Raw genomic sequence first — 20,314 nt, 5'->3', positions numbered from 1 at the left:
TGCTCCTCGGGGGTGGCGACGAAGACATGCCCGGCGTCGCAGAGCCAGCACAGGTACACGTCGGCCGCGGGCGGGATCTGGCTGAGCACGATGCCCTCGTTGTACTCGGGCCGGTACTGCCGCACCAGGACGGGGTAGGACGCCCACGCCTCCCGGTAGGTGCCGACCGCGTAGGGGACGTCGGCGCCGCGCGAGAACCGCCGCCGCTGCCACCACCGCCCGATCGCCTCCGCCACCCTCCGCACGCTACGCGCGACCACCGACGCGGAAGCGGCGCCCGCATGCGCAGGCGGGATCTCGAGACGCCCTCCGGGCTGCTCCATCAGCATGCGCGGCGGAAGGGACTATCCGCCCGCGCGGCGTGCTCCCGGCCGACTGGGAGCGGCGGAGCCGTCCCTCGCCTAGTGTGCGGAGTCCTGCTCGTCGATGTCCGCGATCTCGGCCTCGTCCGGCTTGAAGGTCAGCGAGAACATGGCGATCGCGACGAGCACGACGATGAAGGCGACGCCGAACGAGATGAGCGCGACGACCGGCTCGCGGGTCGAGAGCATGACGACCAGGCCGACGAAGGCCGCCATCACCGCGGAGAAGCCGATGAGCTCGAGCGGGCGCAGGCGGTCCTTGCGGGTCGGCTGGAACGTGCGGGGCGTGAACTCGCCGGGGTCGCGCGCCGGGGCGGAGTCGGCCGCCGAGGCGCGGTCGGCGGGAGAGGCGGGGTCGGGCTGCTGGCCTTCGGCGGTCATCGGTCTCCTCCGGAGGTCGGTGTCGTGGGGGCGACGGGATCGTGTCCGGTGGCTGCGTCGGCGCCGGCGGCCCATTTGAGCGAGAACGCCGCGATGGCGAGGAAGACGGCGACCATCACGGCGTAGGCGCCGAGGAGGCCGACGGTGACGACGGGGTGGGGCGGGAGGAGTCCGAAGGCGGCGCCGAGGAGCATCGTGCCGACGCCGACGATCACGGAGTCGCGGGCGGCGAGGCCCTGACCGCGGCGGCCGCTCGAGAACTCGAGGAAGCCGGAGAGCAGCGCCCAGCCGGCGACGAGGGCGACGAAGGAGAGCAGGTTGGCGACCGGGAGCGCGACGAGCGCCGCGACTCCGGCGACCAGGGTGAGCACCGCGGAGCCGAGGGCGAGCGGGCGGGCCCGGCCGCTCCAGCTGCGGAGCCCGAGGGCGAGCGAGACGGCGCCGGTCGCGATCGCGAAGCCGCCGAAGACGGCGAGGCCGAAGGCGGGCCCGTGGTCGGGCGAGAAGGTGACGACGCAGCCGGCGACCGCCGCGATCACGGCGCGCGCGAGGGGCAGGGTCCACAGGCGGCGGTCGGAGTCGGCGGCGATGGCCACGGTCGAGCCTCTCTGGGATGGAGGGAGAAGGCGTCCGGGAGCGGACGGCTGGGCGCGCGACGGCACGGCGACGCGGACTCCAGCGATTTTACGCTCCCGCGGCTCCGCCCAGGCCCGGAGCGGGGCCCGGGGCGCGATCCGGGGCGAAGTCGCAGGCGGCTCAGCCGAGCCAGACCTCCTCGACCCGCGGGAACACGGCGTCGGCGGAGAAGCGCTCGCGGAAGCGCGCCCCGGCCTTCTCGACGACCTCGGCCCGGGCGTCCTCGTCGGTGATGAGCTCGGTCAGCGCGGCGGCGAGGCCCTCGACGTCTCCGGGCGCGACCACGCGGCCGCAGCCGTCGCCGAGGACCTCGGGGATGCCGCCGACCGCGGTCGAGACGACGGCCGCGTCGCGGGCGAGGGCCTCGAGGATGAAGATCGGCATCGCCTCGTCGCGCGAGGGCAGGACGGCGATGGACGCCTCGTCGAGCAGGGCGAGCAGGCGGGCGTTCTCGAGCGAGCCGAGGAACTCGATCCCCGGGACGCCGCGGTCGACGACCTCCGGCTCGCGGATCGGACCGGCGACAAGCAGGCGCCAGCCCTCCTTGCCCTCGACCTGCGCCCACGCCTTCTGCAGCACGTCGACGCCCTTGCGGTGGCTGACGACGCCGCCGAAGACGACGGTGCGGGTCTTCTCGCGCGGGGTGCCCTGCTCGAGCGCGTTGGGCACGAGGTGCACGCGCTCGGCGGTGACGTAGCGGCGGCAGATCGCCGAGGTCTCCTCCGAGAGCGAGATGATCTCGTCCGCGCTGCGCAGCACGTCCTTCACCAGGCGCGGGTGCGCGGCGGTGAAGGCGGCGAACTCGCTGCCGTGCAGGTGGGCGACCGTGCGCAGGCCCAGGCGGTGCGCGAGGCGGAGGAGGGACCCCTCGCGGAGGAACGAGCCGCGCTCCGAGAGGTGGACGACGATCACGGCGCCGGGCTCGCGGCGCGCGATCGCGACGATGCGGGCGGCGGCGCCGGCGGCCAGGCGGGCCGCGGCGACGTGCTCGCCCGGAGCGGTGCGGGAGGAGATCACCCGGACGTCCGAGCGCTCGAACGGCCAGCGCAGGTACCCGTTGACGACCTGCGTCATGCCTCCGGGGACCTCTCCGCTGCGGCCGACGTGGTACACCCGCGTCTTCGGGCCGGCAGGGGCTGCCGCGGCGGCCGGGCGGCTGCGGGGCGGCACGGCGAGCAGCGCCTGGATGTCGTCGCGGACGCCGCGGAGGCGCCCGCGGGCGACGAGCAGCTTCTCGAGCAGCTCGCTCCGGCGGGCGACGACGGCGGAGAAGGTCTCGACGCCGGCGGCCGGGGTCGTCCGGGACATGTCGACCGTGACGTCGTGGATCCCGATGGTCTCGAAGTGGCGCGAGGCCTTCGTCGATCCGTCCATCTGCAGGCTCACCGGGGCCGCGCCCTCGGTGAACGCCATGATGATCACGTGCAGCCGGTCGCTCATCGCGACGCGGGCCGTGCGGTAGAGCTCGCGCAGCAGGATCTCGTGCTCGTCGTGGGTGTGCGCCGGATCCCAGTCGAGGATGTCCGCGTCGAGGTCGGCGGCGAGACGGCGGGAGCGCTCGGCGTCGACGGCGACCTGCGTGACGACGACGATGTCGAGGTCCTCGCGCTCGGCGAAGCCCTTGATCGCGGCCAGCCACTCCTGCTCGGGGTAGGGGCGGGCGTCCACCTCGTGGTCCTCGCGGAGGGAGAGGACCAGAACGCGCCGCTCCTCGTCGGGCTGCGCGGCGAACGCGGTCAGCTCCGCGTCGCTCGAGCCCTCGCCGTAGCCGAGGTCGGGCATGGCGGCGCCGACGCGCATGTAGCCGGCCGTCTTGTCGTCGCGCCAGCGGGTGTAGCTCGAGAGCGCCATCGAGGGCCACATGATCGCGCGGGGCAGCGGGGCGAAGTTGCGGGTGCCCACGCCGGCGCGGATCACGCGGCCGCCGCCGAGGCGCACGAGGGCGATGCCCGGGAGCATCACGAGGTGCTCCTTCATCCCGATCAGGGTCAGCTGGATCTCTCCCGGCTTGAACACCGAGTTCGCCCGGCCGGCGAGGGCCTCGCGGGCGAGCGCCGCGTACCAGCGCAGGAGCGAGCGGTACACCGTGTCGTCCGGGCCCAGGCGCAGGCCGTCGTCGTAGCCCCACGGCGAGTGGCCCACGTAGACGTGGAGCGGACCCGACTCGCGGAGCCAGTCGAGGAGCTGGCGACGCAGGATGATGTCGCCGATGTTCTCGTACTGGCCGCGGCCGACGGCGAAGATCGATCGGGCAGGTGTCACGGGCGGGCCTTTCGGAGGGGTTCGCGTGGGGGTGACCGGTGCGGAGCGGGGAGCGTCGCGGGTCTCCCCGGTCGATCCTCCTGCCGCGCTGCCGTCGTGGGCCGGGCCGGCCGGGCTCCGCAGGAGCGGGCTCGGGGCCGATGGCGCCCCGGGCAGACTAGCGCAGGCGGGCTCGGCGGCTCGAGGAGGAGTGCTCGCGTCAACAGCCGTTGGTGACCAGGAAGGCCTTGAGGAACGCGCCGGTCTGGTAGACGTACTGGTTCACCAGGTAGTCCAGGCCCATCGGCTCGCCCGAGGGCACCATCGAGAGCTCGCCGGAGTAGCAGCGCTCGATGATCATCTCGGCGCGCACGAGGTGGGAGGCGTTGGTGATCACGATGACGTGGTCCCAGCCGTACTGCTCGGCCATGTCGCGCAGCTGCCGGGCCTCTCCCTGGGTCGTGAGCGGGTCGGCGGAGTAGCAGAGGACGTCGCCGCCGGGCTCGTTGCACTTCTTGTACTTCTTGGCCTCGTAGGGAGCGTTCATCTCGCCGGGGCCGACCGAGAGCACCATCGTGTCCGTCGCCCCGGAGGTGATGATCCGGCGGGCGAACTCGACGCGTGCCCTCGTGGAGGGGCCCAGCACGAAGACCGCGTCCGCCTGCTCAGGGATCGGGTCGATCGGGGGCGTGACGTAGAGCGGGATCCCGGCGCCGAAGAGGGCGAGCACCACGAGGGGGACGAGCAGGAGCCGTCCGATCACGGTGCGAGCGCGGACCCGGGGGCAGCTCGGGCGCTCCCGGGACGGCGGGGTGGACGGGCGGTCGCCGGTCGCGGTCGTGGCCGTGTCCATCGCGTCCTCCCTCTCGTCGGGACCGCCGCTCGCCCGCGGCGGGTGATCCGCGACGCGGGTGCGACGGCGATCACCAGTGGAGAGCCCATCATCGCAGTGTTTCGGCGAGGGGTCGGCCCGGTGAACGCCCGGTCAATTCTCTCGCCCAGCGGCCCGGCCCGGGGCCGTGTCCAGAGTCGCCGGGTAGGGTCGCCGTTCCTCGACCGAGCAGCACTCCCCCTCGTCCATTCCGCGGACGGGCATTCCCGGAGTCCCCTCCCGATCCGACATCCGCCCTCCGATCCGTCGTCGACAGCGCGTGTGACCGTTCCGTATACACGCATGCGCGGCGGTCCGCCAGTCCTTCAGCGGAATCGCTGATATAAGCCCGACCACCACGCCCGAATGGGGTACTACAACCTGAATCCGTCTCATCCAGCCATCAGTCGCAAGGCCCGTCTATAGCGTCGGGAGGACCAGCACCACCCCCTTGAGCAGCCCCCTCGAACCGCCCCCGACGCCCCCTCGAAGACCCGGAGCCGATCGTGAATCCTCAGACGACGCCAGACCCGACCCGCCCTCGCCGACGACGCGCACGCCTCTCCCTCACCACCGCTCTGATCGCCGCTCTCGGCATCCTGGTCGCCCCCCTCACGGCGCCCGCCGCCTCCGCGGCCACTCTCGACCCGGGCGCCGGGCAGAGCACGCGGATCCAGGAGACGAACTCCTCGCTGACCTACAGCGGCTCGTGGCGCACGATGACGGGCGGCGACAGCGGCGGCGGGATCAAGTTCCTCAACAGCACCGGCTCCGTCTCGTTCAGCTTCCGCGGCACCGGCTTCAGCTGGGTCAGCCGCACCACCGCCTCCGCCGGCATCGCCACCGTCACGGTCGACGGCGCGAGCACCTCGGTCGACCGGTACACGAAGACCACGGCGTACCAGGTCCCGGTGTTCACGAAGAAGGACCTCGCCGACACCGTCCACACGGTCAAGATCGCCTGGAGCGGCACGGCCAACAGCTCCGCGAGCGACAAGAACCTGGTCATCGACGCGTTCGACATCACCCGCGCGACTCCCGCCACCGAGGAGCCGACCGACGAGACCGGCGGCGGCGAGGACGACGGCCCCGTGCTCGATCCTTCCGGAGCGACCAGCCTCCTCGTGCAGGAGACCGACCCCGCGCTGCAGTACACCGGCTCGTGGAGATCGATGGCGGGCGGCGACAGCGGCGGCGGGATGAAGTACCTGACCTCCGCCGGATCGGTGAAGTTCACCTTCGTCGGCACGTCGTGGCGCTGGATCAGCCGGAAGACCTCCTCCTCCGGCATCGCCGCGGTCTCGGTCGACGGCGGACCCGTCACCAAGGTCGACCGCTACAGCTCGACCGCGCAGTACCAGGTGCCGGTCTACGAGACGACCGACCTCGCCGAGGGCACGCACACCGTGACCATCTCCTACACGGGGACGAAGAACTCCCAGTCGACCGACAAGAACCTGATCATCGACGCGTTCGTCCTCGCCGAGGACGGCCTCGCGACCGACGCCGTGGAGCTCTCCCCCCTGACCGACGGCTACACCGTCGCCTGGGACGCGCCCTTCAGCTCGCGGGTCGTCTCGTACGACGTGCACCGCTCGAACGAGGACGGCTCCGGCGACACGGTCGTCGGCACCGTCGCCGACCCGGTGCGCCAGTACCGCGACGAGACCGCCGAGGCGGGACGCGCCTACACGTACACCGTCACGGCGACCGACGACGCCGGCCGCGACTCGCGGCTGAAGGAGTCGGCCACCACCTCGGCCGACATCCTCGCCTCCCGCGCCTCGCTGCTCGCGGCCTTCGACTGCCCCGCCGCCACCAAGACGGTGTCGACCTCGGCGCAGCTCGTCACGGCCCTGACCAACCCCTCCTCCGGCGACGTCATCCGCCTGGCCGACGGCGTCTACACCGGCAAGTTCGCCCTCCGCGGCACCGCCGCCCAGCCCGGCTCGATCTGGATCTGCGGCTCGCCCAACGCGGTCCTCACCTCCGGATCCACCTCGAGCGGCACCGCACTCATCCTGAACACGGTGAGCGACGTGCACCTCGTGGGCTTCTCGGTCCGCAGCTCCTTCCAGGGCATCCAGGTGCTCGCCAGCAAGGGCGTCCAGATGGCCGGCCTGACGGTGAGCGAGATCGGCTACGAGGCGGTCCACTTCCGCAGCCAGACCACCGACTCCCTGATCGTCGGCAGCACCATCCGCCGCACCGGCCTCGTCTCCGCCAAGTACGGCGAGGGCGTCTACGTCGGCACCTCCGACCGCAACTGGTGCGAGTACAACAGCTGCAACCCTGACCGCACGGCCCGCATCGCGGTCGTGGACAACGCGATCAGCGACACCGGCGCCGAGCCGATCGAGGCCAAGGAGGGCACCCTCGACGGCGACATCATCGGGAACACGGTCCTCGGCGGATCGCGGCTCGCCTCGGACGTCGTCTCGCTGATCCTGGTCTCGGGCAACAGCTGGCTTGCCGCGGGCAACTCCGCCGCGGGCACCACCACCTACGGCTACCAGGTGATCACCCGCGCCGACGGCTCGGGCAACGACAACACCATCAGCGGCAACCTCGCGCTGAAGACCAGCAACGCGGTGGTCTACCTCCACCAGCCGTCCAACTGGTCCACCAGCGGCAACACGCTGAGCTGCTCCAACTCCGGGAAGGACCTGATCGGGAACGTGGCCTGCACGCCGTGACCTGATCCGCTCCCCGCGCGCAGAACCGCCGCCGTCGTCCCCTCGACGGCGGCGGTTCTGCGTCTGCCCGCCTCCCGCCGACCACGCGGGAGTCGGCGGAGTCGCGCGCCAGTACGGCGACTTCTGCGGACTCGCGGGGTGAGCGGGCTCCCGGGAGCCGGTTCCGGCCACGGCGGGCGCTGGAGAGGGCTGGACGGGCCGGGCAGGTCCCGGGGAGTCGAGCGGGCCCGGACGGCGACGCCGCCTCCTGTCGAGTCCGCGGAAGTGGGCGGAGTCGCGCGCGAGTACTGCGACTTCTGCGGACTCGCGGGGTGAGCGGGCTCCCGGGAGCCGGTGAGGCACGTGATCAGGCCACGGCGGGCGCTGGAGACGCTGAGGAAGGACGGACCGGTCGGTCGGCCCCGGAGAGCCCGCGGGCCCGGACGGTGACGCCGCCTCCTGCCGAGTCCGCGGAGGTGGGCGGAGTCGCGCGCGAGTACCGCGAGTTCTGCGGGCTCGCGGAGTGAACGGGCTCGCGGAGGGGTGGAGGGGGCTGGAGTGCCGGCCAGGCGTCGGAGGGGCCGGCTGGGCCCGGAGAGAGGGCAGCCGGGCCCCCGCCGGGCACCGCGCAGTCCCCGGACGCGGAAGAGCGCACCGCGGCCGGGGCCGGGGTGCGCTCTTCCGCAGCGTGCGAGGACGCGATCAGACGATCGCGGGGGCCTTCTGCAGCTTGTGGCGGGCCAGGACGACTGCGCCGACCACGGGGGTGCCGGCGGTCTCGATCCAGTGCACGTCGGCGGCGGCCTGGGGCGAGTCGACCTTGCCCTCGATCAGGACGAGGACGGCGCCGTCGGCCACGCCGCGGAAGGTCGGCGACTGCTCGGTCGCGCCGAGGGTGCCGGTGACGATCAGGACGATGTCGTAGACCTTCTCGAGCTCCTCGACCAGCGCACGGAGGGCGTCGGTCGGCATCGGCGTGCCGGCCTGGGCGCCGCCCGCGGGGAGCAGGTCGACGCGGTCGGTCGAGCGCTTGATGATCGCGTCGTCGAGCGAGGCGGCTCCGGCGAGCACCTCGCGCAGGCCCGGGCGTCCGCCCGAGGCGGAAGCGAGAGCCGAGCCCTCGGCGGTGCCGTCCACGATCACGACGGACGAGCCGAGCACGGCCAGCGCCTTGGCGAGCAGCACCGCGCTGGCGGTGTGCGGGGTCTTCTCGGACGCCGGGGCGATCGCGAAGGAGGAGTACGAGCGGGTGCGCGCGATGGCGGAGAGCTCGAACGCCACGGCCGAGTAGCGGGCCGGGATCTCGGTCGAGTTCAGCATCTCGTCGAGCTTGGTGGCCTTGACCGGGACGATGCCCAGCAGCGGCCGGTCGATCGCGGAGCGGACGTCGTCGCCGCTGCGGAGGCGGCGGTCGAGGGCGGTCATCACGATCGCCACTCCCACGCCGACCACGGCGCCGCCGAGGATGCCGAGCGCGAGCAGGACGAGGATGCCACCGGTGACCGGCAGCTCCGGCGGGAGCGCCTGGCTGAGCACCTGGAGCTGGATCTGCGGGACGGCGACGCCGTTCGTGGTGGTCGCCGGATCGGCGCCCTTCACGGCCGCGTCGAGCTGGGCGGCGACCGCGTTGGCGATGACCGCGGCCTGCTCGGGCGAGGGGTCGGTGGCCGAGATCGTGATGACCACGGACTCCGGCTCGGCGAGGACGGTCACGCGCTTGGCGAATTCCTCGATGGGCTCGTCGATGCCGAGGCCGTCGATGACGCCCTGCAGGACGGTGTCCGAGGTGCCGAGGGCGACGGAGGTGACCGTGGCCTGGGAGGCGGCGCTGTTGGCCGCGACCCGGTCCGCGGTCGAGAGGACTCCGGACGAGGAGACCGCGACGTACACGCGTGCGTCCGCCTTGTACTGCGGGAGGAGGACGGCGTTGAGTACCAGGGCCGCCACGGCGCCGAGCAGAGCGAAGGCGACGATGTAGACCCACCTCCGGCCGATGCCGGCGAACAGTCCGTTCAAGGTCATGGTGTGTGGTGTCCCTTTCGTCGACTGCACCGGAGTGCAGGGGGTCTGACTGTAGCGTCGTGATGTGTCGTCCGCGTTGCGCGGAACCGGCCGCGAGGTTTCGCGCGGGAGCGGTGGATCAGAGGTGGGCCTGCAGGAAGGCGAGGATCGCCTTCTTGTTGTTCGGGGTGTTGTTCTGGAGCCCGTGGTGGCCGGAGCCGTCCACGCCGACCTCGGACGCCACTCCGGCGTCCTGCAGGGCGACCTGCATCGCGTCGGCCTGCTCGACCGGGACGAGCTCGTCCTCGGAGGTCAGCCAGATCTGCGGGGCGTCCGTGGAGTCGACCGAGGTGATCGGCGACGCGGGGATGCTCTGCGGGCAGGTCGTCGAGTCGATCTCGTCGCAGTCCAGGTAGGAGAGGATCTGCTCCTTCGCCTCGGGCAGCGGCGTGCCCAGCGACATCCCGGTCTCGGTCATGTCGGCCACCGCCGAGAAGGCGACGACCGTCTTGACCCGCGAGCCCTCGGTGAGGGAGCCCTCGCCGAGCGTGCCCATGGTCGCTCCGATGATCGCTCCGGCGGAGCTGCCCATCACGCCGATGCGGGCGGGGTCGAGGCCGAAGCGCGTGACCTGCGCGGGCTCGCGCAGCCACTCCACGGCGGCCTGCGCGTCCTCGATCTGGCCGGGGTACCGGCTGTCCTGGAGGAGGCGGTAGTCGACGGAGACCGAGACGAAGCCGCGCTCGGCGTAGTACTCGCAGAGCTCGGTCATCCCGCCCTCGTCGCGGGCGCCGTCGACGAACCCTCCGCCGTGCAGCATCAGCAGCGCGGGGCGGTCGGTGCCGCCCGCGGTGGGGAGGCAGGCGTCGGCCTTCAGCGAGACGCCGTCGACCGAGCGGTACTCGATCGCCTTCTCCGTCGTGAAGCCGTCGGGCGTGCGGACGGGCTCGGGCTGCGAGGAGCAGCCGGCCAGCCCGAGGGCGACGGCCACGACGGCCGCCAGGACTCCGGCTCTGCGTGCTCGTGTCGTCTTCACTCGTGGGACTCCGCTCTCTTCTTCTCGTAACTGGGGGAGGTGCCGGGCTCATCGGCCGGGACCGCGACGGGATCGGAGACGACTCCGGGGCCGCGCGCAGGGACGGGCACGGGCTTGCGCCGCTTGCCGGGGCCGCCGAGGGCGGCCGGGGGGACGTAGATCCACTTGACCTTCGAGAGGTAGCGGGTCACGAAGAGCGAGAGGACGACCGCGAGCACCATCACGACCAGCAGCAGCGGCACCTCGAAGCCGCCGATCTCGGAGCGGTCCTCGGGGAGGATCACCCGCAGGATCGTGATGGCGATCACGATGAAGTAGAGGTGCAGCAGGTAGATGTGCAGGCTGCGCTCGCCGCAGATCGTGAAGAAGTTCAGGAATCGCACTCGGGAGAGGGCCCGCGACACGAGGATGCCCATCGCGACGGCGGCCATCTGGCCGGCGAGGGCGAGGAACGGCACCCAGCGGATCGGGAAGAGGAAGAGCACCGCGCTCAGCACGACGAAGACCGGAGTGACGTAGAGGAACGCGCGGCTCCCCTTCTGCTCGACGAAGTCGATGATCCTCTTCGAGTAGAGCGTGCCCACCAGGAAGAAGACGAACAGGGCGCCGATGCGGTTCCAGCCCACGTTGGTCGTGTTGAGGAGACCGGTGGTGAACATCGTCCCCATCACCGCGGCGAGGGCGACCTGCACGCGGTGGTCGACCTTGCGCAGGAGCCACGCGCCGAGCGTGAAGAGGACGAGGCCGTAGATGAACCAGTAGCTGCTGCTGGGCCAGAAGAACAGCAGGAGCAGGTTGAGCGGGTCGGTCGCGGGGAGCTCGCCGAGTCCGCCGTTCGCGAGCGGCACGACCAGGTAGAAGGCCATGCGGATCACGGACCAGACCACGTAGAGCCAGAGCAGCGGGTACAGCCTGCGGCGCCAGAGGTCGCCGAAGCTCCAGGTGCGGATGCGCGAGCCGAAGAGACCGGACACCAGGAAGAAGAGGGGCATCGGGAACAGCTCGAACACGACCTTGATGCGGCCGAGAGTGTTCTCGACCCCGATGTCACCGAGGTACAACGACGTGTGGTAGTACACGACCATCAGGATGGCGGCACCCTTGGCGAAATCCACCCATTCGCGTCGGGCCCCGCCCGCAGGCTTCAGCAGCTTCATTCTCTCCCCCTTGTGCCCGGTCGTACCGCTCGTGAATTCCATCCGAGGTGAACAAGGCTCAGAGAAGGACGCAGGCTCAGTCGCAGAATGCGACCGAGGATCAAGACTAAGGGTGTATCGTCCGCGCCGCACATTCGACGGAATAGTGACGAGGACTCGATTGCCGGGAAGCGCACTCCGGCCTCTCCGCGCACCGGGGAGACGACGGTCACCGGCGTCCGTTCCCGGCGCTCATCGCCGCTCGGTAGAGCGCGGGCGCCGCGGCGGCGAGCCCGAAGAGGACGGAGCGCTTGAGGTCGCGCCGGCGCACGAGCGCGACCAGGTGCCGGAGTCCCGCCTCGTCGTGCGCGGCCCGCCAGAGCCGGTCGGCCTCCTCGGGGCTGTGCGCGCCCGAGGTGGCGTCCTTGAAGCGGGAGAGCAGGGAGAAGCGCGCGCGGTAGTAGGAGTAGTCCTGCGAGTCGAGGAGGCGCGGGTCGAGCCCACGGGCCGTCCGCTCGATCACGGCGGCGAGCCCGGCGAGCGAGTCGGCGCGCTTCGCGCCCGAGCGGATGATCGAGCCCGAGCGGAGGCGGTACTCGTAGACGGAGTCGGGGACGACGACGACCTCGTCGGCCGCGGCGAGCAGCTGCGCGACCTGCGCCTGGTCCGAGTGCTGGCGGATCCGCGTGAACTCGATGCCGTCGAACAGCTCGCGGCGGAACAGCTTGTTCCAGAGGTGCCCGGTCAGCTCCCCGACCAGGAGCGCGGTGAAGGCGCCCCGGCCCGAGAGCGCGAGCGGGCCGCGCAGGGAGCCGACGGGCGTGGATCCGGTGGCGTCGACCGCGACCGCCTGGGCGACCACCACGTCGGCGCGGCCCGCCTCCCCCGCCGAGAGCATGGCCTCGACCGCGGTCTCCGGCCACTCGTCGTCGGCGTCGACCAGCCAGACCCACTCGCCGGCGGCCTCGCCGACGGCGCGCTCGCGAGCGGCGGCGACGCCCTGGTTCTCGTCCTGGCGGAGGTAGCGGATCCGCTCGTGCTCCTCGGCGAACGCGCGGCCGATCGCCTCGGTCCCGTCGGTCGAGGCGTCGTCGACCACGAGGATCTCGAGCTCGGCGTGGGTCTGCCGCAGCAGGCGCTCCAGGGCCGAGGCGAGGTGCGCCTCCTCCTGGTGCGCCGGGACCACCACCGAGACGAGGGTCACTTCTGCCCCACGACCCGGCGGAGCACCGTCTCGAGGTCGCGGCCGCTGGACTCCAGCGAGAAGCGGTCGAGCCAGCGGTCGATGCCGGTGATCTCGAGCTCGCTCGCGCGGATCAGCGCGTCGGCGAGGTCGGAGGCGGAGGGGGTGAGCGCGAGCTCGCCGGTCAGGCCGGGGACGATCGCGTCCGCGACTCCGAGCGCCCCGGACACGGCGACCGAGGGGACGCCGGCGGCGGCCGCCTCGACCAGCACGTTGCCGAAGCCCTCGCGCAGCGACGGGAGCAGCACGACGGCGTTCTCGTCGAAGTGGTGGAACCAGTCCTCGACCCAGCCCATGTCCTGGAAGTCCACGCCGCGCGCGGTCGCCTCCGCCTTCATGCTGCCGAGCAGCGGGCCGCCGCCGAAGGAGACGACCTTCGCGGGGATGCCGCGGCGCTCCAGCTCCTCGGCCGCGAGGATCGCGAGCTCGGGGCGCTTCTGGACGACGAGGCGGCAGGGCAGCACGATCTGCAGGCCCGCCGCGGTGCCGGGGGTGCGCGAGACCTGGCGGGAGCGGTCGACCTTGGCGGTCGCCGGGTTCGGCACGACGGTGCAGCGCTCGCCCGAGACGCCGAAGCCGGCGACGAGCTCGCCTGCGACGGGGTGCGAGATCGCGATGACGTGGTCGGCGCGGCGGTAGAGCGTCTTGGCGAGCCCGAGCTGCACCTTCTGGGTCCTCGAGAAGCCCGGGATGCCGAGCGAGACGAGGTTGCGCTCGCTCACGATGGTCTTCGGGCGGTCCGCCTTCGCGGTCATCTCGGCCGAGGCCAGGAGCACGATGTTCGGGTAGCCCTGCAGGGCGACCGCGACGTCGGGGGTGCGGCGGCGGAACAGCTCCTTGAGCATCCGCGCCTTGCCGACGTGGCCCTTGCCCTCGCCGATGCGGTGCAGCACGGCGCCCTCGGGGAGGTACTCGTCCGTGCCCTTCACCGAGGTGGTGACGACGTCGACGTGGTGGCCCTGCTCGAGGAGCCAGCCCATCCAGGTGCGGGCGACGAACTCGGCCCCGCCGCCGTGCAGCGACGTGACGACGAACATGATCCGCATGCGCGGTCCCTTCTCCTGCGCCGCGCTCATCGCACGACCTCCGCGCCGAGGCCGCGGGTGTTGAGCGCCGAGAGGCGGCGCACCTCGGGCATGGCCGCGTCGATGGTGGCGCGCACGCCGCCGTCGCCCGGCTCCGCGAGGATGCGGTCGATCACCGGGAGGACGCGGTCGGCGAAGCCGGGGACCGGCTCGACGCACAGCTGCGGCAGGCCGATGAGGCGCATGATGCCCTCGACCTTGCCCTGGGTGGCGAGGGTGATCGCGGGGACGCCGAGCGAGAGCGACATGATCGCGAGGTGCATGCGGCCGGTGACGGTCAGCAGGGCGTCCTCGGCGAGGCCGCGGATCTCGGCGGGCATGAGCACGCGGTCGACGACGGTGACGCCCTCGGATCCCACGCGCTCGGCGACCGCGCGGACGGCCACCTTGTCGTCGCCGATGGGGCGGGAGACGTGCGGGAGGAGCACGACGTGCACGCCGGCGGCGCGGAGGCGGTCGACGATGCGCTCGTACTCCGGCACCTGGTCGACCATGCCGGCGACGAGGGCGCTCGCGTTCACGAGCGCGAAGGGGACGCCCTCGGGCAGCCCCAGCCCCTCGCGGAAGCTGCGGTCGCGGGTGCGCGCCGAGAAGACGATGTCCGTGACCTCCTCGACGCGCTGCACGCCGATGCTCCGGGCGCGCTCCGCCGAGAGCGGGTCGCGGAGCATCGGGACGACGCCGGCGCGGGAGGCGGCGATCAGGGAGCGGCGGGCGGCGAGGCGCGCCGCCGCGTTCCAGGAGAAGCCAAGGATGCGCGTGGGCACCCCAGCCTCGGCGGCCGCCTGCGCGAGCAGGGAGCGGCGGACCGAGCCGCGGAGGCTGTACTTGCCGTCCATCATGTCGGCGCCGACGACCGAGACCGAGCGGGCGCGGCGGATCAGCGCGGCGTAGGCGCGGAGGTCGGCGGCGTGCGCGTCGCCCACTCCGTAGACCAGGTGCGGGAGCTCGACGACCTCGACCCGGTCGGCCTGCTCCTCGGGGATCACGACGTCGCCGGCGTAGCGCTGGACGACCACGACGGGACCGGTGGTGTTCTCGAGGAACGCCTCCAGCATCGCCTGGTCGCCGATGTTGCCGCTGCCGGGAGCGGCGATCACGAGGTGCGACTCGGGCTCGGGTCGGAGGTCCACGAGGGCGGCACGGAGCACCGCCGCGTCGCGGCGGGCGGGCAGGCGGGTCGTCGTGACGAAGTCCTTCTTCCAGGACTTGACGACGCCGAGCTTGAGTTTCATCGATCTCTTTCGGTGGGGGGAACGGCGGCGGGAGGCCGCTCGGAGTCGGGGGTGCCGGCCGTGACGGCTCCGTCGACCAGCGCGCTGTCACCGGTGGGGCTGGTGGCGTCGACCGTGGCCGGGGCGGGAGCGGCGGCCGGGCGGCTGCGGCGGAAGTGGCGGCGCAGGTCGGCGAGGCCGAGGATCTGGCGGCGGAACGCGGGGAGGATCAGCATCCAGAGCCCGACCCCGACCAGGACGGCGGCACCGCCCACGAGGAGGCGGAGGACGGGCTGGTCGGCGGCGATCCAGACGGTGGAGAAGGAGGAGCCGACCATGATCGAGCCGAACGCGATGCCGCTGCGGAGGCCGTTGGTGAACATCTCGCGGGCGGGGGCGTCGGAGGTGCGGCCGATCCAGATCAGCGCGATCGGCCAGGTGAGGGCGAGCGAGCCGGCGTACGCGACCGCGACGCCCGTCACTCCCCAGTTGGAGCCGAGCAGGATCAGGACGACCATCAGCGGGCGGGTCGCCAGGCTGTACCAGACGCTCTGGCGCACGAGGCCTTTGGAGAGGAACACCCACCAGGAGCAGTACGCCGTGGCCTGGAAGAACCCGGCCACGAGCAGGATCTGGAAGATCGGGACCGAGGCGAGCCAGCGCTCCCCCAGCAGGATCCGGATGACCGAGTCGGACTGGGAGCCGAGGACGGCGAGCACGAGGCCCATCACCGTCAGCATCGCCGACTGGCCGAAGAGGATGAACGTGCGGAACCGCTCGCGCTCGTCCTGCAGCTTGGAGAGCACGGGCAGGGCGACGCGCTGCGCCGGGGCGTTCAGCTGCTGCAGCGGCAGCATCATCAGCTGGAACGCGCGGTTGTAGAGGCCCAGGTCGACCGGGCCGAAGCGCGCGCCGATGATGACGGAGTCGACGTTCTTGCTCGCGTAGGTCAGCGCCTGGGTCGCAAAGACGCCGCCTCCGTAGCGGAGGAAGTGGCCCATCGCCTCGCCGCGGCGGTAGCGGCCGGGACGCCAGCCCGTGATGAAGACCAGCATCAGCACGCCGATGAGCGGCTGCACGACCTGGCTCGCGGCCAGCGCCCAGTAGCCGGCGCCGCCGAGCGCCATCAGCACGCCGACCAGGAGGCCCAGCACCTGGCCGACGATGTCGACCAGGGTGAGCTTCACGAAGCGGAGGTGCCGGGCGAGGTCGGCGCGGAACTGCGTCGAGATCCCGTTGAGGAGGAACGTCGAGGAGAGCACGACGGTCAGCAGCTGGAGCCGGTCGTCGCCGTAGAGGGCGGCGATCGGCCACGAGGCCGCGATGACCAGCAGGGTGAGGGTGAGGCCGATGCCCGCGTTCATCCAGAACAGGTTGCTCTTCTGGCCCGGCGTGATCTCCTTCGCCTGGATGGCGGCGGAGGAGAGGCCGAAGTCGCGGAAGATCTCGCCGATGCCGATGATCGCCGTGACCATCGCGAGCAGGCCGTAGTCGGCCGGCGCGAGCAGGCGCGCGAGGACGACGATGCTGCCCAGCTGGACGGCGATGCGGATCGCCTGCCCGCCGATCGTGACGGCGGCGCCGCGGCTCGCGGAGCGGCCGAGGCTCGGAGACGGCTTCTGCGTGGTCCCGGTCATCGGGTCGAGCCCTTCTTGGTGGCGATCGCGCCCTCGTAGGCCTTCTTGAGCTGGAGTCCGAGCACGTCCCAGTCGCGACCGGAGAGGGCGGGGAGCCCCTCCGGCGGACGGGTGCGCGTGCGCTCGAGGGCGGCGGTGATCAGCTCGGGCGTGAGATCGCCGTCGTACTCGATCACCCAGTCGCTGCCGACCTCCTCGGCCAGGGCCGTGTTGGTGGGCGTGCGCGGCACCAGGATCGGCCGGCCGAGCGAGAGGGCGACCAGGATCGAGCCGGAGTTGTGCATCTCGCGGTAGGGCAGGACGATCAGCTCGGCCCGGCCGATCTCGTCGACCATCTCGGCGTCGTCGACCCGGCGGAGCGTGGTGCGCACCCGGGTGTCGCGGGCGGCCCGCTCCTCGACCAGCTCGCGCTGGCCCGTGCTGGGGCTGCCGACCACGTGCAGGGAGAGGGAGTCGTCCTCCACGCCGCGGAACACGTCCATCAGCTCGACGACGCCCTTGTACGGGCGGATGATGCCGAAGTAGAGGACGCGGCCGTGCTCGCGCTCGGGCAGCGGGTGCTGGGCGAACTGGTCGCGGTAGTGGCCGTGCAGCACGGTGACGGCGGGCGCCCGGCCGGGAGTGACGGTCGTGGGGTTCAGGCGGACGAACAGGTCGGTCGCGCGGTCGATCCGGGCCAGCGAGCGGCGCTCGGCGGCGGGACCGAGCTCGTGCGGGTGCAGGTTGTGCACCGTCCGCACGAGCGGGATGCGCTGGAGCGCGAGGCGCACCAGCAGCACGTCGAGGGCGCGGCGGCGGAGGAAGCGGTGCAGCGGGCTGCGGCCGCGGATCATCAGCTCGGGCCAGTGCACGTGCAGCACGTCGTAGTCGGCGAGCAGGGCGCTGCGCCAGGAGAAGAACAGCAGCTCGACGCCGGGCGCCAGGCCGTCGACGATCGAGTCGACGTACTGCGTGGTCGAGTCCGGCGGCGCGAGCGACTGCTGGACGACGAGCGCGGCCGGCGACGAGTCGTTCCTGCGGGCGAGGCGGCTCATCGCTCGCCCCGCATCCCGACGGCCATCGGCGCGTCGAAGATCCTCGCCCCGAGGGGCTGGCGCATCCGGATGCCCTTCGAGAAGTCGGGGACGTGCACCGGGTTGAGGCAGATGATGACGAGGAATCCCAGGAGCAGGTGGCTGGGGCGGACCGCGTCGATGGCGTTGTAGCCGGCGAGGCAGACCATGAAGCCGAGCAGGCCCGCCGCAGGACCGACGTCGCGACGGCTGAGCGTGGCGCCGAACATCGCGGCCACCATGATCACGAAGAGCAGCAGGCCGGGGATGCCGACGCTGATCAGCAGCTGCAGGAACGAGTTCTCGATGACGACGTCCGAGAACCGCCTGCCGCTGATGCCGGACGTCGCCGCTCCGGAGCCGAGCCAGTGCGTGAGCTCGGCCGCCTTCAGCGACACGGTCACCGCGAGGTCGCGGGCGCCGGCCGAGATGGAGGCGTCGAGGTTGTTGTTGCGGGCGGTGACGGGCTCGAAGTTCAGGACTCCGACACCCGCGACGAGCCCGGCGATCAGGATCGAGCCGGGCCGGAGCAGCGAGCGGTTCGGGTTGAGGAAGCCCACGGCGACGAGCGCGACGATGACCGCGACGGCGATGGCCGCCATCGGTCCGCGCGAGACGGTCGCGACGACGCCGCCCGAGGCCAGGATGCCCAGCAGCAGGTCCGACTTGCGGGAGCCCTGGAGCCAGGAGCCGAACGCGAGACCGGCGCCCACCGTGAGGAAGGTGCCGGCGAGCAGCGGGTGGCCGAAGGTGATCTCGGCGCGGTAGAGCGACCAGTGCTGGTCCTGCTCGTAGCCGAGGGCGCCGTAGACGGCACCGAGGATCGGGGAGCTCTGCGCGACCAGCTCGAGGGCGGCGTAGAGGGCGAGCAGCCCCGAGAGGATCACCCACGTCTTGCGCAGCAGCACGGCCTCGCGCTGGGCGTCGAAGACGAGCATCGGCACGCCCACGCAGATCGCGAAGCTGAACATCCACGAGACGCCCTCGGTCGCGTAGGAGCTGCGCACCGTCGCCAGGGCCGACCAGAGCATGAGGGCGATGAACGCGAGGATCACCACGGCCCGCCACGGGGAGAGCACGAGCTCGCGGGTCCACGCCTTGACGGGGGCGCGCCACAGCTCGGGAGCGAGCCCGCGCCGGATCGCCCAGATCACGAGGATGACCGCCCAGAGCGTCATGCGGAACGTCAGGGTCGAGGGGGTGAGCGGCGTCGGGACGAGCGCGAAGAACGCGAGCGCCATCGCCGGCAGCCAGTGCGCGGGGACCCTCAGCAGCACGTAGGCGCCGACGATGCCGCCGACTCCGGCGGCGATCACCAGGAGGCCGGTGGCCGGCTCCCGGGTCGAGAAGATGTACCCCATCCCGAGGACGATCACCAGGGCGACCGAGAAGAGCGCGCCGACGAGGAGTCGTCGCGGGAGGATGTCGATCACGTCAGGGAGTCCTTCTGGCGTCGGAGCGGAGTGGTGGAGGAGGGGGCGGGCGGTGCGGCGCTCACGGGAGTGGTCCCGTCGGCCTCGATGAGGATCGCGATGCCCTCGCGAGCCGCCTCTCGGCGGCTGGGACGCCTGCGATGCCGTGCCCTCCTCCTCCACTGCTCGACCCTGGCGCCGACCCCCGGGGAGGAGGGGTCGCGTCGATCCTGCCGCGGATCAGGCGGGGCCCTCCTGGAGCCAGCGGCGGAAGGTCCCGACCGAGTCCTTGTTGGTGAACTCCGGTACGACGTGACCATTATCGAATTCGGCGCCGCTGTGGTACGCGATCGTCGCCTCCCTGGCGACGGGGAGCGCCAGGCGACGCAGGCGTCCGCCGTGGAGCTCGGCGGGAGCGAGCTTGTCGGCCGTGCCGGCGCTGACGCGCAGACGCATGCCCTTCCACGCGTCCTGCGGCAGCCGGGCGGGGTTGGTCGCGCGCATCAGCGCCCGGTCTCCCCCGTACACGGCGAGAACGCGGTTCGACGGACTGGTATCGCGCGCCGCGAGGTCCTCGACGTCGAAGACGCTGCTGGCGTGGTACGCCCCGTAGATGTTCGGCACCATCTTCTTCGCGTAGGCCCAGCACATCATCGCTCCGCCGCCGGAGTTCGAGCGGAGGAAGCTCGCGCGGACGTCCCAGAGGTTCTGCACCCAGGCCGTGGCGGCCGTCTGCACGGCGAGCGCCGTGGGGTTGGTGTAGTTGCTCGGACCGCCGAAGTCCGGACAGATGCTGACGAAGCCCAGGTCGACGAGTGGATCGGCCGAGTACCTGTAGGCGAAGTAGAGCGACGTGTAGTCGCTGCCGCTGGCGTGGTAGAACCAGGCGACCGGCACCGAGGAGCCTGATTTCGGCTTCGCCGAGTGCGGGACGAAGAGGCGGGTGGAGTCGCCGCCGATCTTCACATCGATGATCTCGTAAGGCTTCCTGCCGTTCTTCGAGAACGCGGTGTCGAGGCGCGAGACCTCGCCCGGAAGCTTCGGGATCACGCTGTAGTTCGGCGCGGCGAGCGCCGGGGTCGCTACGAGAGCGGAGGCGGTCGCGGCGGCTCCGACAGCGGAGGCGGCGAGCAGGAGGCGGCGCGAGAGGCCGCGCGGGGTGTCAGTCATATCGAGAATCCTTCGGAGCTTTCGCCATCAGTGTCGAGTCGGCCGACCATTCCGAATTCGACGCACATGAAGTGACGTCCGGCCCCCCAACCCATTCGAGAGTGTACGGGCCGCGGATGACGCGTGGATGTCGTTCTCATCACGTCTGGTCGCTCGGGCGGG

15 protein-coding genes are annotated in these 20,314 nt (G+C 71.9%); 1 reads left to right on the top strand and 14 read right to left on the bottom strand.

Annotated features, from left to right (window positions below; all coding sequences use genetic code 11):
• Positions 1 to 401 precede the first annotated feature (401 nt).
• The 4 genes from C5C29_RS17390 to C5C29_RS04265 form a co-directional block, all read right to left on the bottom strand.
• A complete protein-coding gene (locus C5C29_RS17390) occupies positions 402 to 743 on the bottom strand; it encodes a hypothetical protein (RefSeq protein ID WP_258059918.1) in 342 nt (113 codons plus the stop codon).
• Positions 740 to 1,339, bottom strand: a complete 600-nt coding sequence (locus C5C29_RS04275) for a DUF308 domain-containing protein (protein ID WP_104225185.1) — start codon at positions 1,337 to 1,339, stop codon at positions 740 to 742. Before C5C29_RS04275 ends, C5C29_RS17390 begins: the two co-directional genes overlap by 4 nt.
• A gap of 160 nt (positions 1,340 to 1,499) precedes the next feature.
• Positions 1,500 to 3,641: a glycosyltransferase family 4 protein gene (locus tag C5C29_RS04270; protein ID WP_104225186.1), complete on the bottom strand. Its 2,142-nt coding sequence runs from the start codon at positions 3,639 to 3,641 to the stop codon at positions 1,500 to 1,502.
• Positions 3,642 to 3,840: 199 nt separating this feature from the next.
• The gene (locus C5C29_RS04265) at positions 3,841 to 4,473 is read right to left on the bottom strand and encodes a YdcF family protein (protein ID WP_104225187.1); all 633 of its coding nucleotides are present in this window, start codon (positions 4,471 to 4,473) and stop codon (positions 3,841 to 3,843) included.
• Positions 4,474 to 4,997: 524 nt separating this feature from the next.
• On the opposite strand from C5C29_RS04265, the gene C5C29_RS04260 reads away from it, so the two are divergent.
• Positions 4,998 to 7,187, top strand: a complete 2,190-nt coding sequence (locus tag C5C29_RS04260; protein ID WP_104222486.1) for a hypothetical protein — start codon at positions 4,998 to 5,000, stop codon at positions 7,185 to 7,187.
• A 681-nt stretch (positions 7,188 to 7,868) separates the two neighbouring features.
• Here C5C29_RS04260 and C5C29_RS04255 read toward each other — a convergent pair.
• The 10 genes from C5C29_RS04255 to C5C29_RS04210 all read right to left on the bottom strand — a co-directional run bounded on the left by C5C29_RS04255 (position 7,869) and on the right by C5C29_RS04210 (position 20,152).
• Positions 7,869 to 9,188, bottom strand: coding sequence for a Wzz/FepE/Etk N-terminal domain-containing protein (locus tag C5C29_RS04255; RefSeq protein WP_104233544.1), 1,320 nt, complete (start codon positions 9,186 to 9,188; stop codon positions 7,869 to 7,871).
• A 118-nt stretch (positions 9,189 to 9,306) separates the two neighbouring features.
• Positions 9,307 to 10,203: an alpha/beta hydrolase gene (locus tag C5C29_RS04250; RefSeq protein ID WP_146076557.1), complete on the bottom strand. Its 897-nt coding sequence runs from the start codon at positions 10,201 to 10,203 to the stop codon at positions 9,307 to 9,309.
• Positions 10,200 to 11,360, bottom strand: coding sequence for an acyltransferase family protein (locus C5C29_RS04245; protein WP_181027202.1), 1,161 nt, complete (start codon positions 11,358 to 11,360; stop codon positions 10,200 to 10,202). Before C5C29_RS04245 ends, C5C29_RS04250 begins: the two co-directional genes overlap by 4 nt.
• Before the next feature lie 208 nt (positions 11,361 to 11,568).
• On the bottom strand, positions 11,569 to 12,543 hold the full coding sequence (locus C5C29_RS04240) for a glycosyltransferase family 2 protein (RefSeq protein WP_146083015.1): 975 nt from the start codon (positions 12,541 to 12,543) through the stop codon (positions 11,569 to 11,571).
• Positions 12,540 to 13,628 (bottom strand): glycosyltransferase, encoded by a 1,089-nt coding sequence (locus C5C29_RS04235; RefSeq protein WP_181067812.1) that lies wholly within the window; start codon positions 13,626 to 13,628, stop codon positions 12,540 to 12,542. Before C5C29_RS04235 ends, C5C29_RS04240 begins: the two co-directional genes overlap by 4 nt.
• 26 nt (positions 13,629 to 13,654) lie before the next feature.
• Positions 13,655 to 14,902, bottom strand: a complete 1,248-nt coding sequence (locus C5C29_RS04230; protein WP_104296021.1) for a polysaccharide pyruvyl transferase family protein — start codon at positions 14,900 to 14,902, stop codon at positions 13,655 to 13,657.
• Positions 14,899 to 16,518, bottom strand: a complete 1,620-nt coding sequence (locus C5C29_RS04225; RefSeq protein ID WP_104307982.1) for a lipopolysaccharide biosynthesis protein — start codon at positions 16,516 to 16,518, stop codon at positions 14,899 to 14,901. Before C5C29_RS04225 ends, C5C29_RS04230 begins: the two co-directional genes overlap by 4 nt.
• On the bottom strand, positions 16,515 to 17,552 hold the full coding sequence (locus C5C29_RS04220) for a glycosyltransferase (protein WP_104307981.1): 1,038 nt from the start codon (positions 17,550 to 17,552) through the stop codon (positions 16,515 to 16,517). The genes C5C29_RS04225 and C5C29_RS04220 overlap by 4 nt, the downstream gene beginning before the upstream one ends.
• A complete protein-coding gene (locus C5C29_RS04215) occupies positions 17,549 to 19,003 on the bottom strand; it encodes an O-antigen ligase (RefSeq protein ID WP_104307980.1) in 1,455 nt (484 codons plus the stop codon). Before C5C29_RS04215 ends, C5C29_RS04220 begins: the two co-directional genes overlap by 4 nt.
• 219 nt (positions 19,004 to 19,222) lie before the next feature.
• Positions 19,223 to 20,152: a S9 family peptidase gene (locus C5C29_RS04210; protein ID WP_104222476.1), complete on the bottom strand. Its 930-nt coding sequence runs from the start codon at positions 20,150 to 20,152 to the stop codon at positions 19,223 to 19,225.
• Positions 20,153 to 20,314 lie beyond the last annotated feature (162 nt).

Origin of the sequence: Rathayibacter sp. AY1H2 (genome assembly GCF_002931985.1) — a bacterium.
GTDB lineage: Bacteria > Actinomycetota > Actinomycetes > Actinomycetales > Microbacteriaceae > Rathayibacter.
The sequence above is the reverse complement of the archived record's forward strand: the minus strand, read 5'-3'. Positions and strand labels throughout refer to the sequence as shown.

What these genes read in the sequence shown, in the direction of transcription:
- C5C29_RS17390 (WP_258059918.1), bottom strand. Translation starts at nt 743, where the DNA reads ATGACCGCCGAAGGCCAGCAGCCCGACCCCGCCTCTCCCGCCGACCGC.
- C5C29_RS04265 (WP_104225187.1), bottom strand. Translation starts at nt 4,473, where the DNA reads ATGGACACGGCCACGACCGCGACCGGCGACCGCCCGTCCACCCCGCCG.
- C5C29_RS04255 (WP_104233544.1), bottom strand. Translation starts at nt 9,188, where the DNA reads ATGACCTTGAACGGACTGTTCGCCGGCATCGGCCGGAGGTGGGTCTAC.
- C5C29_RS04245 (WP_181027202.1), bottom strand. Translation starts at nt 11,360, where the DNA reads ATGAAGCTGCTGAAGCCTGCGGGCGGGGCCCGACGCGAATGGGTGGAT.
- C5C29_RS04235 (WP_181067812.1), bottom strand. Translation starts at nt 13,628, where the DNA reads ATGCGGATCATGTTCGTCGTCACGTCGCTGCACGGCGGCGGGGCCGAG.
- C5C29_RS04230 (WP_104296021.1), bottom strand. Translation starts at nt 14,902, where the DNA reads ATGAAACTCAAGCTCGGCGTCGTCAAGTCCTGGAAGAAGGACTTCGTC.
- C5C29_RS04225 (WP_104307982.1), bottom strand. Translation starts at nt 16,518, where the DNA reads ATGACCGGGACCACGCAGAAGCCGTCTCCGAGCCTCGGCCGCTCCGCG.
- C5C29_RS04220 (WP_104307981.1), bottom strand. Translation starts at nt 17,552, where the DNA reads ATGAGCCGCCTCGCCCGCAGGAACGACTCGTCGCCGGCCGCGCTCGTC.
- C5C29_RS04210 (WP_104222476.1), bottom strand. Translation starts at nt 20,152, where the DNA reads ATGACTGACACCCCGCGCGGCCTCTCGCGCCGCCTCCTGCTCGCCGCC.